Origin of the sequence: Micromonospora saelicesensis, from assembly GCF_900091575.1 — a bacterium.
Classification (GTDB): domain Bacteria; phylum Actinomycetota; class Actinomycetes; order Mycobacteriales; family Micromonosporaceae; genus Micromonospora; species Micromonospora saelicesensis.
Genome location: NZ_FMCR01000002.1, coordinates 105,787 through 121,352, shown reverse-complemented (window position 1 = coordinate 121,352; position 15,566 = coordinate 105,787). Strand labels below are relative to the sequence as shown.

12 protein-coding genes are annotated in these 15,566 nt (G+C 70.9%); 5 read left to right on the top strand and 7 right to left on the bottom strand.

Annotation, left to right across the window (positions count from 1 at the left end; genetic code table 11):
- Nucleotides 1–5: 5 nt before the first annotated feature.
- The 4 genes from nrfD to GA0070561_RS08400 all read right to left on the bottom strand — a co-directional run bounded on the left by nrfD (nucleotide 6) and on the right by GA0070561_RS08400 (nucleotide 7,285).
- Nucleotides 6–1,277: an NrfD/PsrC family molybdoenzyme membrane anchor subunit gene (gene nrfD / locus GA0070561_RS08420; protein WP_208603710.1), complete on the bottom strand. Its 1,272-nt coding sequence runs from the start codon at nucleotides 1,275–1,277 to the stop codon at nucleotides 6–8.
- The gene (locus tag GA0070561_RS08415; RefSeq protein ID WP_258401312.1) at nucleotides 1,274–2,386 is read right to left on the bottom strand and encodes a 4Fe-4S dicluster domain-containing protein; all 1,113 of its coding nucleotides are present in this window, start codon (nucleotides 2,384–2,386) and stop codon (nucleotides 1,274–1,276) included. The genes nrfD and GA0070561_RS08415 overlap by 4 nt, the downstream gene beginning before the upstream one ends.
- On the bottom strand, nucleotides 2,376–5,648 hold the full coding sequence (gene fdh / locus GA0070561_RS08410; protein WP_279616351.1) for a formate dehydrogenase: 3,273 nt from the start codon (nucleotides 5,646–5,648) through the stop codon (nucleotides 2,376–2,378). The genes GA0070561_RS08415 and fdh overlap by 11 nt, the downstream gene beginning before the upstream one ends.
- A gap of 1,076 nt (nucleotides 5,649–6,724) precedes the next feature.
- Nucleotides 6,725–7,285, bottom strand: a complete 561-nt coding sequence (locus tag GA0070561_RS08400) for a hypothetical protein (RefSeq protein WP_091397904.1) — start codon at nucleotides 7,283–7,285, stop codon at nucleotides 6,725–6,727.
- Nucleotides 7,286–8,063: 778 nt separating this feature from the next.
- Here GA0070561_RS08400 and GA0070561_RS08395 point away from each other — a divergent pair.
- Together GA0070561_RS08395 and GA0070561_RS08390 are read left to right on the top strand one after the other, a co-directional pair.
- Nucleotides 8,064–8,405 (top strand): hypothetical protein, encoded by a 342-nt coding sequence (locus tag GA0070561_RS08395; protein ID WP_091400038.1) that lies wholly within the window; start codon nucleotides 8,064–8,066, stop codon nucleotides 8,403–8,405.
- Entirely contained in the window at nucleotides 8,402–9,061 is a 660-nt protein-coding gene (locus GA0070561_RS08390; RefSeq protein WP_091400036.1) for a nucleotidyl transferase AbiEii/AbiGii toxin family protein, read from the top strand. The genes GA0070561_RS08395 and GA0070561_RS08390 overlap by 4 nt, the downstream gene beginning before the upstream one ends.
- Nucleotides 9,062–9,143: 82 nt before the next feature.
- Here GA0070561_RS08390 and GA0070561_RS08385 read toward each other — a convergent pair whose 3' ends face one another.
- On the bottom strand, nucleotides 9,144–10,046 hold the full coding sequence (locus GA0070561_RS08385; protein ID WP_091397901.1) for an SDR family oxidoreductase: 903 nt from the start codon (nucleotides 10,044–10,046) through the stop codon (nucleotides 9,144–9,146).
- A gap of 182 nt (nucleotides 10,047–10,228) precedes the next feature.
- On the opposite strand from GA0070561_RS08385, the gene GA0070561_RS08380 reads away from it, so the two are divergent.
- Complete coding sequence (locus GA0070561_RS08380; protein WP_091397898.1) at nucleotides 10,229–12,019, top strand: bifunctional metallophosphatase/5'-nucleotidase; 1,791 nt, start codon at nucleotides 10,229–10,231, stop codon at nucleotides 12,017–12,019.
- 57 nt (nucleotides 12,020–12,076) lie between these two features.
- Here GA0070561_RS08380 and GA0070561_RS33525 read toward each other — a convergent pair whose 3' ends face one another.
- Both GA0070561_RS33525 and GA0070561_RS08375 read right to left on the bottom strand, forming a co-directional pair.
- Nucleotides 12,077–12,250: a hypothetical protein gene (locus GA0070561_RS33525; RefSeq protein ID WP_167362358.1), complete on the bottom strand. Its 174-nt coding sequence runs from the start codon at nucleotides 12,248–12,250 to the stop codon at nucleotides 12,077–12,079.
- An 84-nt stretch (nucleotides 12,251–12,334) separates the two neighbouring features.
- Nucleotides 12,335–13,495 (bottom strand): geranylgeranyl reductase family protein, encoded by a 1,161-nt coding sequence (locus GA0070561_RS08375; protein ID WP_091397894.1) that lies wholly within the window; start codon nucleotides 13,493–13,495, stop codon nucleotides 12,335–12,337.
- A 148-nt stretch (nucleotides 13,496–13,643) separates the two neighbouring features.
- Between GA0070561_RS08375 and GA0070561_RS08370 the strand changes: the two genes are divergently transcribed.
- The gene (locus GA0070561_RS08370) at nucleotides 13,644–13,880 is read left to right on the top strand and encodes a hypothetical protein (protein WP_091397890.1); all 237 of its coding nucleotides are present in this window, start codon (nucleotides 13,644–13,646) and stop codon (nucleotides 13,878–13,880) included.
- Nucleotides 13,881–13,965: 85 nt separating this feature from the next.
- Complete coding sequence (locus tag GA0070561_RS08365) at nucleotides 13,966–15,405, top strand: MFS transporter (RefSeq protein WP_091397887.1); 1,440 nt, start codon at nucleotides 13,966–13,968, stop codon at nucleotides 15,403–15,405.
- Nucleotides 15,406–15,566: the final 161 nt, after the last annotated feature.

Here is a 15,566-nt window from a genome sequence, read left to right as displayed (position 1 = left end):
TTCGATCACACCGCGGGCGGCACCGCCCGATCAGATGGAAGATCCATGCCGGTTCGCCGCGCCTCGACCCGTTCGCGCTGCGGCACCACCGTGTAGCGGGGGTCGCGGGCCGAGGCGACGCCGCCGTAGAAGATGCCGAACCGGGTCAGCACCGACGCGGCCAGCAGCGCGGTCCCCGAGAGCGCCCCGACCACCCGGCTGCGCCGGCCCAGCAGAGCACCCGCCACCCCGCCGGCGGTCAGCAACCGCCCGGCGCGCAGCAGCCGACCCGGCCGACCCAACCGGTAGGGCTCGCTGAGCAGGCCGAGGCGCGTCTCCACCCGATGAGCGCCGTACAGCTCCAGGGCCGCGCCGGCCACCGCCATCCGGCGGGCCGGCCCGGCCTGGGCCGGCGGCGCGGCGAGCAGACCCACGCCGGCGCCGCTGGCCAACGCGCTGCCCGCGAAGATCACCGGCAACTCGGGGTACGCCTCATGCCAGGACGGCACCGCCGTGTCGGCCAGCAACACCCCGGTGTACGTGGCCAGCGCCGGCGCGGTACCGGCGGCGAGCAGCCCAGCGGCGTGCCCGATCGGCGGCAACGCCCGGCCGGCCAGCCCGAGCAGACCGTGCCGGGGCAGCACACCGGCCGCCTCGGCGATCGCGGCGACGCCCGCCGCCGGCCCGTACGCGGTGAGGATCCAGGTGCCCATCGACATCGGCGAGGTCGGCTTGGCCACCCGCAGCATGTGGTGGAACCGTGCCGGCCGGCCCAGGTCCTTGACCAGGAAGACGGCGCTGGCGCTGACGGCGGCCAACGCGGTGACCCGACCGGCGCGCCGCAGCGCGGGCCGCCCGGTGAGTTGCCCACCGGCGGCGAGCAGCGACGAGCCGGCGGCCAGCCCTCCGGTGAACAGGTACGCGGCGATGTCCCACTTCCAGACCGGCCCCTTCAGGATGGGCCGACCGTAGTACGACGTGAACTCGGCCTCCGGCACCCGCAGTTCCTCACCGCCGCCGCGCCGCCTGCCCCGCCGGCCCTGCCGGCCCCCGGCTTCGGTGCTCCGCCGCGCCGTCAGGTCGCCCCGGCGGCTGCTGGCGGCGGTGCCCCTGTCGTTCGGATGGTCGCCACCGCTCGTGGCCACCGCGCCGCTCGCGAGCTCCTCGCCGCTCGTGGCCGCCGTACCGCTCGCGGTACTGCGCCGCTCGTCGCTCACCTGTGGTCGGTCGTCGCCCTCGGCGGCGAGCCGCTCCCGGAAGCGACGGAACCGATCGCCCACGGGGCCCGGTGGGGTCATGAGGAACCTCCGACGAACGCGGCGACGGTGGCTGCCGCCATGGCGAGGGCCGCGAGGCCGGCGCGCTTCCACATCTTCGGCAGATCACGGGTGGTCACGACCGGGTCGGGTGGCAGCCCGTACACCTCGGGTTCGTCCAGGAGCAGGAAGAACGCCCCGTCACCGCCCACGCCGTCGTTCGGGTCGTGCCCGTACAGGCGGGCCTCGGGGACGCCCCGCTCGTGCAGCGTCGCCACCCGGGCGGCGGCCCGCTCCCGCAACTCGTCGAGGGGCCCGTACTGGATCGACTCGGTCGGGCACGCCTGCGCGCACGCCGGTGTCATGCCCGCGCCCAACCGGTCGTAGCACAGCGTGCACTTCCACGCCCGACCGTCGTCCTTGCGCTGGTCGATGACGCCGTACGGGCAGGCGGAGATGCAGTAACCGCAGCCGTTGCAGATGTCCTCCTGCACCACCACCGTGCCGAACTCCGTCCGGAACAGCGAACCCGTCGGACAGACGTCCAGGCACGCCGCATGCGTGCAGTGCTTGCACACGTCCGACATCATCAACCAGCGGAAATCCGTACGCTCCTCGACGCCCGTGCCCCGGCCCGGTGGCTGGGCCCCCGGCATCCCCAGGAACTGCGGCCCCGCGTCACCCCGGCCCGCGGCGGTCGGATCGGCCGCGATCGCGCCGAGCACGTCCGCCGGCCCGCCCCCGGCCATCCGCGCGGCGGCGGACGGCGTGCCGGTCGGCACACCCGGGTCCGTGCCGGTGCGCTCGCTGGTGCCGGCAGCCGCGGCCGCCGACGCCGCGCTGACCGAACCGTCGGTCGGCGTTCCCGCGAACGGCGGCGTGCGGTGACCGGCCGGCCGGGGTTGCTCGATGAACGCGACGTGCCGCCAGGAGTTCGCGGTCAACGCGCCGGTGTTGTCATAGGACATGCCCAGCAGGTCGAGCCCGCTCTCCGGGACGCCGTTCCACTCCTTGCAGGCCACCTCGCAGGCCTTGCATCCGATGCAGACGCTGGTGTCGGTGAAGAACCCCATCCGCGGCGGCGCGTTCTCGTAGCCCGCGTCAGGTGCCGGGTCCAGCGGGCCGTACAGGCTGTTCGGGTCAGGAAGCACCGTGCTCCTTTCCCTCGCTGTCGGTGGTGACCGCCGGGGCATTGTGGCCCGGGTTGATCCCGGCGCGCCGCTGGTAGTCGGCCACCAGGTCCAGCAGCGCCGGCCCGGTCGGTCGGCGACCCGGCCGCACGTCGCAGGTGCCGACCTTGCTCTCCTGGATCAGCACGTTCGGGTCCAGGCTGATACCGAACAGGTCGTTGGCCGAGTCGCCGGTCACCAGACCTTCGAAACCGAAGTGGTACGGCAACCAGACCTGATGGATCAACCGGTTCTCGACGCGCAACGGGGTGAGCCGGTCGGTCACCAACACCTTCGCCTCGATCACGGCACGACCGCTGACCAGGTGCGCCCAGCCCAGGTGGGCGAGGCCGCGTTCGACGGCCAGCTCCGGGGACACCTCCACGAACATCTCCGGCTGCAACTCGGCCAGCGGCGACACCGTCCGGCTCATCGCACCGGCGGTGTGGTGCTCCGTGAGCCGGCTGACCGTGAACACGTACGGGAACACCTGACTGTGTTGCTCCGGCGGGCTCGGGTTCACCGAGTTCACCGGGTGCGCGTACATCTTGCGGGTCGGGTTGGCCTGCTGACCGTAGAGCGGGTTACGCACCGGCGACTCCACCGGCTCGTAGTGCGTCGGTAGCGGCCCGTCCAGGACACCGCTCGGCGCGTACAGCCAGCCCTTTCCGTCGCCCTGCATGATGAACGGGTCGTCGCCGGCGATGCCCTCCGTCCCGGACGCGCCGGGTGGCGGCTGGTACGACGGCGGCTTGGTCTTCTCGAAGTCCGGCACGTCGTAACCGGTCCACTCGGACTTCTCCGCGTCCCACCACACGTAACGCTTGCGCTCGGACCACGGGTTGCCGTCCGGGTCGGCGGAGGCACGGTTGTAGAGGATGCGCCGGTTCGCCGGCCATGCCCACCCCCACTCGGCGGCCACCCAGTCCTGCTCGTGTCGGGACTTGCGCCGGGCCGCCTGGTTCACGCCGTCGGCGTACACCCCGGTGTAGATCCAGCAGCCGATGGCGGTGGAGCCGTCCGCGCGGGCCTCCGCGAAGCTGGACAGCGGACGGCCGGTCGCCACGTCGTACCCGTTGATCTCGCGCAGCACCGCCTCGGCGCTCGGCTCCGCCTGCGGACCGTGCGTGGGGTAGTCCCAGGTGAGGTCGAGCAGCGCCCGGTCGCGCGGCAGCGGCGAGTCGGCCAGCTTCTCGCGCAGTTTGCGGCCCAGGTGGTAGAAGAACCACAGCTCGGAGCGGGCGTCACCTGGCGGCTCGACGGCCTTCTCCCGCCACTGCAACAGCCGCTGCGTCTGGGTGAACGTGCCCTCCTTCTCCACGTGCGACGCGGCGGGCAGGAAGAACACCTCGGTGCGGCACTCCTTCGGCACGATCTCCCCGGTGGCGACCTCGGGGCCGTTCTGCCAGAACGTCGCACTTTCGATCATGAACAGGTCCCGGACGACCAACCAGTCGAGGTTGGCCATGCCCAGACGTTGCGCGCGGCCGTGCGCGGAGCCGACCGCCGGGTTCTGCCCGAGCAGGAAGTAGCCCTTGATCTTGCCGTCGATCATGTTCAGCACCTGCTGATAGGTGCCGTGGTCACCGGTCAGCCGGGGCAGATAGCCGTAGCAGTAGTCGTTCTCCGGGGTCGCCGCGTCACCCCAGTACGCCTTCAGCAGGCTGGCGGCGAACGATCCGGCGTTACCCCAGAAGCCCTTCTGGCCGGGGTGCCGGATGCTGTCCACCCACTCGTCGAAGGTCGGGTGGTCGGCGTGGTGCGGCATCGGCAGGTAACCCGGCAGCAGGTTGAACAGCGTCGGAATGTCCGTGGAGCCCTGAATGCTGGCATGACCGCGCAGCGCCATGACCCCACCACCCGGACGACCCATGTTGCCGAGCAGCAGCTGGATGATCGCGCCGGTGCGGATGTACTGCACACCGACGCTGTGCTGCGTCCAGCCAACCGAGTAGATCAGCATCCCCGTGCGTTCCCGGCCGGAGTTTCGCGTCCACGCCTCGGCCAGCTCCAGGAACTTGTCCTGTGGGATGCCACAGACCCGCTCGACCATCTCCGGGGTGTAGCGGGCGAAGTGCCGCTTGAGGATCTGGTAGACGCAGCGCGGGTGCTGCAACGTCTCGTCCCGGGGGGTGTCCCCGTCGATCTGCGCGCCGTGCGACTCGTGCTCCAGCCCGGACGCGCTGTCGCGCTCCTTGGCCGTGTGCCCACTGCCGGAGGATCCCTCGTTGCCCTCGTACTGCCAGCTGTCCTGCACGTAGGTGCCGGTCTCCGGGTCGAACCCGGAGAAGAACCCGTCGCCGTCCTCGGTGTCGCTGAACTCCTCGCTCACGATCGTCGCCGCGTTGGTGTACGACAGCACGTACTCCCGGAAGTCCAACTCGTTGTCCAGGATGTACCGCACCACCCCACCGAGCAGCGCGATGTCCGTGCCCGCCCGGATCGGCAGGTACGAGTCGGCCACCGCGCTGGTCCGGGTGAACCGCGGGTCGACGTGGAAGACCTTCGCCCCCCGACGCTTGGCCTCCATCACCCACTGGAAACCCACCGGGTGTGCCTCGGCCATGTTCGAACCCTGAATGACGATGACGTCAGCGTTGGCGATGTCCTGCTGGAAATCCGTCGCACCGCCACGACCGAAGCTGGCCCCCAGACCGGGGACGGTGGCGGAGTGTCAAATACGGGCCTGGTTCTCGATCTGAAGAGCCCCCATCGCGGTGAACAACTTCTTGATGAGGTAGTTCTCCTCATTGTCCAGCGTCGCCCCACCCAGACTGGAGAAACCCAGCGTCCGGTTGAGCGGCCGGCCCTGCGTGTCGACGTCCTCCCAGGTCTGCTCACGAGCCGCGAGCATCCGGTCGGCGATCATGTCGAGCGCAGTGTCGAGCTCCAGATCCTCCCACTGCGTCGAGTAGGGCCGGCGGTAGCGGACGGTGGTCTGCCGCAGTGGGCTGGTGACCAGGCTCTTGCTCGCCGAACCCTTCGGGCAGAGCCGACCCCGCGAGATGGGGCTGTCCGGATCGCCCTCGATCTGACTGACCTGCCCGTCCTTCACGAACACCCGCTGACCACAACCCACCGCGCAGTACGGGCAGACCGAACGGGCGACGCTGTCGGCGTCCTCGGTACGGGCCGTGAGCGCACGGGACCCGTCGGACTTCGCCGCGGCACCCCGGCCCAGCGGGTCCGTGCCGGTGAGCTGGCGGTAGACCGGCCAACCCTCGATAAAGGTCCGTAGACCCAACCCCGACACCCCCTCCCACGCGAGCGACCCTCTGAAGATAGGTCAACTGAGACAGGTTCGCGAACCGAGGATGCAAGACAGCGCCGCCCCCGGCCGGTGGGCCGGGGGCGGCGCTGGTGTCGGTGTGCAGGTCGCCTCTCGGCGAGTGGCACGACGCGGCTCCAGCCGAACGGTATTCCGCGAAGGCGATATTAGGTGAGGCCCGGGGACACTGAGTCACACCGACACTGTCCACAACTAGCCCGCACCCCGCGTTGTTCCCGCACCCCGCCGGGCCGTCCCGCGTCACCTCGCTGCACCGCCGGTCGCCTCACGACCTGGACACCCGCCATCGCGCCGCGCCGATAGCCGCGGCCGCTCCACTTCCGCCGCACCGCCGGCTGGCGTCGGCCAGTCGGTGCCTGACTGGTGCCGTCGGCGCACCGCCTGGTGGCATCGGCCAGTCGTGGCATCAACGCCCCGCCGCGCGGCCGCAGCACTGGTAGCGGCGGACGGTCGGCGGCCTCAACGCCCGCTGCTCCCCCGGGCCGTCCCGCCGCCGGGTCCCCTCGCTGGCTGACGCCGGTCGCCTCGCGACCACGACACTCGCCATCGCGCGCTTCGGCCGCAACCCACGAGATCTTGGACAGTTTCCGTTCACGCGGAACGGAAACTGTCCAAGATCTGCTGGCAGCCACCAACCAGACCGCGCCATCCGCCTCCGCCGGCGCGCATCCCGTTCCGGCGACGGACCATCCGGTTCCGGCGACCCCGCCATCTGCCTCCGGCGAGCACCCGCCGGCATCGTGGCATCCGCCTCCGGCGAGCATCCGGCGTCGCGGCGTCCGCCCCCGGCGGCCACCCCGTGCCGCGGCATCCGCTCCCAGCGGGCATCTGACGTCGCGGCATCCGCTCCCGGCGCCGCGGCGCCCGCTCCCGGCCAGCGTCGCGACGTCCGGGACCAGCGACCAGGTGCCTGCCGCACGGAAACGGAAATGCCGCTGGCCGGCACCCCGGGTGGGGGTGCCGGCCAGCGGTCGGTGTCGTGCTGTGGTCTTGCCGTGCGGTGCGGTTCTGCGGCAGTGCTGTGGTGTGGGTCAGCTGTTCCAGTGCTGGGCGACCAGGTCGGTGGCCTGCTGCTCCCACTGGGCGTAGGCGTCCGGGTAGGCCGACACCTGCACGGTCTGCGCGGCGTCGGTCAGCGCCATGTCCTGCCACCCGTCGACCTGCTTCAGGCCCTTGAGGAACGCGGTCGTCGAGTACTCGGGGTCGGTGATCTGCTCCGGCGTGCCCCAACCCGTGGTCGGGCGCTGCTGGAACAGGCCCAGCGAGTCGTGGTCGTTCCTGTCGCCCAGGTGACCCAGGTTCTCCAGCTTCGACTCCTGCAGGCTGGTCGCGATCGAGATGACCGCGGCCCGCTCGGGCAGACCGGCCTTCTTGGTGGCGGCGATGATCGCCTTGACGTTGGCGGTCTGCTCGTCGTTGAGGCTGATGTGGGACTGCTCGCCCTGCGGCTTCGGCGCCGCCGACTGCACAGCCACCGCGACCGGCTTGGCATCCACCGGGTTGGCGTGGGCGGCGATCGGACCGGCGAAGACACCACCGGCGAACGCGAGACCAGCAACAGACAGCATGCTCTTACGCATGATCGTGTTCATGGGGGTAGCTCCTTCGGGGGTAGGACACCCGCACCGCCAAGGGGGGCGGCGGTAAGGGTGTGAGCACCTCGTCCGGCGCTGCACGTACAAGGGGGGAAAGTTTGGGGGGTGACGCCGTGTCGGGCGTCGGGCGGCGACCTAGCGAGCGGGGGGCTCGCGGCGCCGGTCCCTGTGTAACGACCCGGGGGCCGGGGTCATTCCGGGGGTGGCCCATCCATCGGCACCCTCATCGTGGCGGCGCCTGCGGTCGTTCGTGGGGGTTGTAACGACCGAGGGGCCCGGGTCATTCCGGGTTGGCCCACCCGTCGGCACCCTCATCGTGGCGGTGCCTGCGGTCGTTCGTGGGGACTGTAACGACCGGGTGGAGGCTGGCATTCCAACCTGCGCGACCAGCCCTCAGGGTCGGGCGGCGGGTCGTGGTACTGCGATCGTCAGGGTATGTAACGACCCCGCCCCGGCCATGATTCCGGCCCACGAGTGCGCCCGGCCACACCCCACAACACCCACCAACGGGCAAACCACCCACACAACACCGCACCCAAGGCGTCGAAACGCCCCTCACCCGCGTGACCCACCCGAGTTCACGGAAGTCGGAGCATCCCGGACTCCCGCACACCCCGACTTCAAGGAACCCGAGTCGATCACGAACGGGCCGAGCGCACCACCTCGCGCAAACCGGACAAACTTGGAGGTGGATGAGGGCCGGGCGGCGCGCCTGGAGCAGCGTGCTGGGATCGACCTGAGCGACACCGGCTCTGGTGGGCGTTACCCTGACACCATGCAGGCCGTCTCCCCCACCGCGACCGGCGTGGCCTTTCTGGCCCGCCCGGGTCGCCCCGCTGTGGTGGCACGGACGCTCGCCGAGCTTGCCGGCCCCACCCGAGGTGTGGTGGAGCTGCCGGTACGGCTGATGTGGAACGCCGAGCGCACCTTCGACCTCGGCGACCCCGACCAGCTGCTCTGGATGTACGAGAACGTGCTTCGCGAGACCACTCGGGCCGACGATCTGCGCGCTCTGATCAACGGGCGGACGCTGCGTCGGGTGTGGCGACTGCTCAACCTGCCTCGGGGCGTACGCCAGGCGTGGGAGAGCCGGCACCGCGGCCTGCGCGCGGCGTGATCGAACCTCATCTGCACGAGTTCTACCGGGAGGTGGCCCGGGTGGCGCTGGCCGCCGCCGGGCCGTACCGGTTCGTTCTGGGTGGTGGGGTGGCGTGGGCGGCGCACGGGCTGGTCGCCCGACCGACGGAGGACGTGGACCTCTTCGCGGACGTGGAGGGCGCTGCGGCGGCCGCGTCCGCCGGAGTGCGGGTGGCCCTGGAGCGGGCGGGGTTCATCGTCAGTGATGCCGACCCGGACAGTGAGCTGGGCGAGCTGTTCGACGGGTACGAGCAGGACATGAAGGACTTCGTGGTGAGCCGCGACGGACGGCAGATCCGGCTCAGCCTCGCCCGGTTGGACCGCCAGCAGAGCCCGGTGGTGATGGACCTGGGCCCGGTGATGGACGTTCGCGACCTGGTGGCGAACAAGATCGCGGCGTTGGTCAACCGACGGGAGGTTCGCGACTTCATCGACGTGGCCGCCGCCCTCGACCACTACGACGTGACCGAACTGTTGGTGCTGGCACGGCAGGTCGACCCCGCACTGGACCCGGACGACGTGCGCGCCGCCGGCCGTTACCTGGACCGGCTCTCCGACCAGCGTTTCGGCCGGTACGGCCTGGGCACCGCCGACGTCGCCGAGATCCGGCAACGCTTCGCCGCCTGGCCACGCTGACCAGCGAGCCACGCGAACAAGCGACGCGAGCGGGCCACAGCGTCGGGTGGGCATCCCGCGCGGACGCCCACCCGACGGCGGGTCACTTGGTCGGTCGACCGCCCGTGACCCCCAGGATCTCGCCCGTCACGTAGCTGGACTCCTGCGAGGCGAAGAAGACGTACGCGGGCGCCAGCTCAGCCGGCTGCCCGGGACGCCCCTCCGGGGTGTCGGTGCCGAACTGCTTTACCTTCTCCTTCGGCATGGTGGACGGGATCAGCGGCGTCCACACCGGTCCCGGTGCGACAGCGTTGACCCGGATGCCCTGCTCGGCCAGGTCGGCGGCGAGGGCCTTCGTGAAGTTGGCGATCCCCGCCTTGGTGGTCGCGTAGTCGAGCAGCTGCGGCGACGGGTCGAACGCCTGGATCGACGACGTGTTGATGATCGCCGACCCCTCGGCCAGGTGGGGAATGGCGGCCTTGCAGAGCCAGAACATCGCGTACAGGTTGGTCTTGAACACCCGGTCGAACTGCTCGGTGCTGATGCCGAGGATCCCCTTGTCCTGCGACATCTGGAACGCCGCGTTGTTGACCAGGATGTCGAGGCCGCCCAGGTCGCGCACCGCCCGGTCGACCAGTTCCTGGCAGTGCGCCTCGTCGGTGATGTCACCGCGTACCGCGACGCCCCGCCGGCCGGCGGCCTCGACCAGCCGGATGGTCTCCCGGGCGTCGGCGTCCTCCTCCTCGCCCAGGTAGGAGATGAGCACGTCCGCGCCCTCCCGGGCGAAGGCGATCGCGACCGCCCGGCCGATCCCCGAGTCACCGCCGGTGATCAGCGCCCGCTTGCCGTCGAGCTTGCCGCTACCCCGGTACGACTCCTCCCCGTGGTCCGGCTTCGGGGTCATCTCCCCGGTCGAGCCGGGCGCTGACTGCTGCTGTGCGGGCTGACCGGACTGCTGGCCGTACTGGCTGGTCGGATCCTGCTGGGTGTGCTGGTCCTCGCTCACTGAAATCTCCTCGCTGCGCGCGGGAAGCGGGGCTCTCCCGCGAATGTCGTCCTGACCGCCCTACCCTGCGTCGGCCTGCGGAAACCGCTGCAACGATCGGGGCTGCCGTGGCGGTGGTGCCAGGTGCTGGTTATGGTGCGCAAGGCGCTCACGAGGCGCGTACCCCCATGGAAAGGCACGTCATGACCTCTCCCTCCGGCCCGTCGCGCCGCCAGGTGCTCGTCGCGGCGGCGGCCGCGGCGACCACCCCGCTGATCGCCGCCGCGCCCGCGCAGGCGGCCGGCCCGGCCCGGCCCCGCACCTGGGACCTCACCCTCCTGGGCACGTCGGACACGCACGGCAACGTCTACAACTGGGACTACTACCGCGACGCCGAGTACGACGACAGCAAGCAGAACGACATCGGCGTGGCGAAGCTGGCGACCCTGATCAACCAGATCCGTCGGGAGCGGCGCGGCAAGGCGACGCTGGTGCTCGACGCCGGCGACACGATCCAGGGCACGCCGCTGGCCACGTACTACGCCAAGCAGGAGCCGATCACCGCCACCGGGGAGACGCACCCGATGGCACGGGCCATGAACGTCATCGACTACGACGCGGTGACCCTGGGCAACCACGAGTTCAACTACGGCCTGCCGTTGCTGGACCTGTGGATCCGCCAGCTCGGCTTCCCGGCGCTCGCCGCGAACGCCGTCAATGCGAAGACCGGCAAGCCGGCCTTTCTGCCGTACGTCATCAAGAAGGTCTCCCTCGGTTTCGCCGCGCCGACCCTGCGGGTCGGCATCCTCGGGTTGACCAACCCCGGTGTGGCCATCTGGGACAAGGGCAACGTCGAGGGCAAGCTGCGCTTCGACGACATGGTCGCGACCGCCGCGAAGTGGGTGCCGATCATGCGGGCCCGTGGCGCGGACCTCGTGCTGATCTCGGCGCACGGCGGTGACAGCGGCACCTCCAGCTACGGCCCGGAGCTGCCGAACGAGAACCCGGTGGCGCTGATCGCCCAGCAGGTGCCGGGAATCGACGCGATCCTCTTCGGTCACGCGCACAACGAGGTGGTCGAGCGGTTCGTCACCAACGAGCGCACCGGCACGCAGGTGCTGCTCTCCGAGCCGTCGAAGTGGGGCCAGCGGCTCACCCGGATGGACTTCACCCTCACCCGTGAGCGTGGCCGGTGGACGATCACCAAGAAGGCCGCCACCATGCTGAACACCAACACGGTGGTCGAGGACCCGAAGGTGCTCGCCGCCGTGCGGGCCCAGCATCAGAAGACCGTGGCGTACGTCAACCAGGTCGTCGCCACGTCCAGCGTGGAGTTGTCGGCGGCAGAGTCGCGGTACAAGGACACGCCGATCCTGGACTTCATCAACCACGTGCAGACCGAGGTGGTCGGCGCGGCGCTGGCCGGCACGGCGTACGCGGACCTGCCGGTGCTGTCGATCGCGGCGCCGTTCAGCCGGACCGCCGTCTTCCCGGCCGGCGACGTGAAGATCCGCGACGTGGCCGGCCTGTACGTGTACGACAACACCCTCGAGGCGGTCGTGCTGAGCGGGGCCGAGGTGCGCGCCTACCTGGAGTACTCGGCGAAGTACTTCCGTACGTTCGCGCCGGGTTCCCCGGTCGACCCGGAGCAGATCAGCGACCCGGCGGTGCCGGACTACAACTACGACGTCTTCTCCGGCCTGGACTACGACATCGACATCTCCAAGCCGGTCGGGCAGCGGATCACCCGGCTGGTGCTGTCCGGCACCGACACCCCGGTGGCGGACAACGCCCAGTTCGTGGTGGCGGTGAACAACTACCGGCGCAGCGGCGGCGGCAACTTCCCCGGCATCGTGAAGACCCAGGTCTACAACGCACAGCAGGAGATCCGTCAGCTGCTCATCGACTGGGCGCAGGCCAAGGGGACTATCGACCCGGCCGACTTCTTCCAGCCCAACTGGCGTCTGGTCCGCGAGGGCGTGCCCGTCTTCTGACCGCAGCGCATCACGAACGGGCCGTGGGTGGCGACACCCGCGGCCCGTCGCGCGTTCTCAGCCCTGCACGTTCCAGCGGATCGGGTCCTCGGACTCCTCCGGCCGGTCGCGCCCGGGATCGGTCTCGGTCAGGGCCACCCGCTCGTCGGGACGGACGGCGGGCGGCAACTCCCCGAACCGCGCGTGGCGCAGAAACGCGTACTCGTCGTCGGTGAACGGCTGCTCGGTCATCAGCGCCTCCTCCTGCTCCGCTGTGATTGTCCGGCGGTCACGCCGGTCGACACCAGTAGCCAAGCACACACCCTGTAAGGCGTCCTAGGATCCTGGGTGAGCGGTGGTGGCCTGGCGCGACGGATGGGACAACCGGTCGAGCACCGCGAGGGCGGCCCGGATCGGGCGGCGGCGCAGCATCTCGTCGAAGCTCGCCCGCCCTTGGCAGAACTGCACGAACATCCGCCAGCCCGGCGGGGTCGCCAACAGGGCGTGGAACACGTCCGGGCGACGGGTGAACACGTCGAGCAGCCGGAAGCCCGCCCGCATCTCCGGCAGCAGACGCTCGGCCACCGCCCGCTCGTACCCGGCCAGGTCACCGCCCGCGACCGCAGCTCCGGCCAACTCGCCGGAGCGCAACGCGAAGCTGATGCCCTCCCGGCTCCACGGCTCCAGCAAACCCGCCGCATCCCCCACGACCAGCACCCGGCCGTTGCGCAACGGTGAATCCTCCGCCCGACAGCGGGTCAGGTGACCGGAGTCGTGCTCCGCCGGCAACCCCGTCAGACCCAGACGGTCGACGAACTGCCGCAGGTAGTCGCGGGTCCCCTCCCCCGCCCCGCGCGCGGCGATCACGCCGACGGTCAGCCGGTCACCCTTGGGAAAGACCCAGGCGTACGAGCCCGGCATGGCACCCCAGTCCAGCAGCAGCCGGCCCCGCCACCGCTCCTGCTCGACGCGCGGCACCGGAATCTCCAACTCCAGACCCAGATCCACCTGCCGGTACCGAACCCCGACGTGCCGCCCGGTCACCCCCGACGAGCCGTCCGCCCCGATCACGGCACGAGCCGCGATCGTCGTACCGTCGGCCAGCCGCAGGCGTACCCCCTCAGGGTCCTGCTCGATCGCGCGGACCGCGACCCGCTCCCGCAACTGCGCGCCGGCGGCGACCGCCGCCGCGCGCAGCCGGTCGTCGAACTCCTCGCGGCGCACCATCGTCACCACCGGGCTGCCGTTGCGGCGGGTGAACTCCCGACGGCCGTCGCGGGTGAATGTCACCCGGTCCACCCGGTCGTGCGCGGGCACCTCGATCCGATCCTGAACGGCCGCCAGCGAGGTGCCGATCAGGCCACCGCCGCAGGTCTTGTACCGCGGGTGAACTGCGCGCTCGACGACAAGGGTGGAGACGCCCGCACGGGCAGCGGCGTGCGCCGCGGACAGCCCCGCGGGGCCAGCGCCGACAACGACGAGATCCCAAACGATCACGGAAGCAGCCTAGGGCACCTCCCCCGCCCGACCGCCGGACCCGCCCGCCGTCGCGACCGCCCGATCGGGTGTGCATCTTCGGGCACCGAGGGGGTAACCGGCGCACGGCAGCCGCCACCGCAATGGCGGACGAGCACAAGGAGGAACCATGCAGCAGGTGCAACTGTCGGAGGCCGAGCAACGGGTGTACCAGGCGGTCACCACCCTCGAGGCACGTGGGCAGGTGCCATACCCGGACCTGATCGCCGAGGAATCCGGGCTCACCGCGGAGCAGGTGGGCAGCCCCCTGCACCTGCTCACCGAGAAGGGCCTGCTGCACCGCGAGGACTCACCGATGGCCGGCCTCGACTTCGGTCCCCGGTTCTGCGCCCGCCAGATGGCGTGACCCGCGGAACCAACCGGCACGGTTCGCCCCCCGAAGACCCGGGTAGCGGTCAACCATGGATGACCAGGGGTCGACGGGGGGCACGATGAGCGCGGCGCAGACGCCACAGCCGGTGACTGCCGCCGAGAACCGACGACGCTGGCAGGCCGTCGGCGTCGGACTCGTCGCCGCCTTCATGACGCTGCTCGACGTGAGCATCGTCAACGTGGCCGTGCCCTCCATCGACCGGGCGCTGCACGCGTCGTCGAGCGACCTGCAGTGGATTCTCTCCGGGTACGCGCTCACCTTCGGCCTGGCACTGGTGCCCGCCGGCCGGTTCGGCGACGCCCGCGGCCGGCGCAACGCCTTCGTCTTCGGCATCGCGCTGTTCACTATCACCAGCGCGCTCGCCGGCCTCGCCACCTCCCCGACCTGGCTGGTCATCGCCCGACTACTGCAGGGCGCCGCCGCCGGCGTCGTCAACCCCCAGGTCATCGGGCTGATCCAGCAACTGTTCCGCGGGCCCGAACGCGCCCGCCCGTTCGGGCTGCTCGGCGCCACCATTGGCATCTCCACCGCCGTCGGGCCGTTGCTCGGCGGACTGCTCATCGCCATCGGCGGCGACGAACACGGCTGGCGCTGGGTCTTCTTCGTCAACGTGCCGGTAGGTGTCCTCGCGGTGATCCTCGGCTGGCGGCTGCTGCCCGGCCGCCCCAGCGGCCAACCCGGCTGGCATCGACTCGACCCCGTCGGCGTCCTGCTGCTCGGCGTCGGTGTGGTCCTGGTCCTGCTGCCACTGGTGCAGGAGCAGCAGTGGCGGACCCCGTGGAAGTGGGCGCTCATCCCGGTCGGCCTGGCGGTGCTGGTCGGCTTCGGGCTCTGGGAACGACGGTACGCACGCCAGCACCAGCCCCTGTTCGACCTCCGACTGTTCAGCTTCCAGTCGTACACGCTGGGCTCGATCCTGGCGCTCGTCTACTTCGGCGGCTTCACCGCGATCTTCTTCATCTTCACCCTGTTCCTGCAGATGGGGCTCGGCTACAGCGCGCTCGTCGCCGGCCTGGCCATCACCCCCTTCGCCCTGGGCTCCGCGGCCGCCGCCGTGCTCGGTGGCCGCATCGTCAACCGCTTCGGCCGACCACTGGTCGCCATCGGACTGCTCACCGTGGTGGTCGGACTGGCCGCCACGGTGATCGCACTGCGCCTCTTCCCGGACGCCCCGGCGCCCTGGGTCACCGCCGGCCCACTGCTCGTCGCCGGCATCGGCAGCGGGCTGGTGATCGCCCCCAACCAGACGATCACCCTGTCCGAGGTGCCGGTCGACCAGGCGGGCAGCGGCGCCGGCATGCTCCAGACCGGCCAGCGGATCGGCGCCGCCGCCGGCATCGCCGCGGTCGGCTCGCTGTTCTTCTCCACGTTGGCCGACAGCCGCGGGGACTGGACCAACGCCTTCGAACAGTCCCTCATGCTCGCCACCGGCATCATCGCGCTCGCGCTGATCACCGCGCTGATCGATATCAGGCGCACCCACAACCACAAGAACTGACCGGGGTACGCCGCTGGCCGCCTCCCCGGGTGTAGGTGCCGGTTTCGTGGTGCGGTTTATGCGGGGTTGTCAGGGCACGGAAATGCCGCTGGCCGGCACCCCGGGTTGCGGGTGCCGGCCAGCGGTCGGTGTCGTGCTGTGGTCTTGCCGTGCGGTGCGGT

What these genes read in the sequence shown, in the direction of transcription:
- nrfD (WP_208603710.1), bottom strand. Translation starts at nt 1,277, where the DNA reads ATGACCCCACCGGGCCCCGTGGGCGATCGGTTCCGTCGCTTCCGGGAG.
- GA0070561_RS08400 (WP_091397904.1), bottom strand. Translation starts at nt 7,285, where the DNA reads ATGAACACGATCATGCGTAAGAGCATGCTGTCTGTTGCTGGTCTCGCG.
- GA0070561_RS08365 (WP_091397887.1), top strand. Translation starts at nt 13,966, where the DNA reads ATGAGCGCGGCGCAGACGCCACAGCCGGTGACTGCCGCCGAGAACCGA.
- GA0070561_RS33525 (WP_167362358.1), bottom strand. Translation starts at nt 12,250, where the DNA reads ATGACCGAGCAGCCGTTCACCGACGACGAGTACGCGTTTCTGCGCCAC.
- GA0070561_RS08380 (WP_091397898.1), top strand. Translation starts at nt 10,229, where the DNA reads ATGACCTCTCCCTCCGGCCCGTCGCGCCGCCAGGTGCTCGTCGCGGCG.
- GA0070561_RS08370 (WP_091397890.1), top strand. Translation starts at nt 13,644, where the DNA reads ATGCAGCAGGTGCAACTGTCGGAGGCCGAGCAACGGGTGTACCAGGCG.
- GA0070561_RS08395 (WP_091400038.1), top strand. Translation starts at nt 8,064, where the DNA reads ATGCAGGCCGTCTCCCCCACCGCGACCGGCGTGGCCTTTCTGGCCCGC.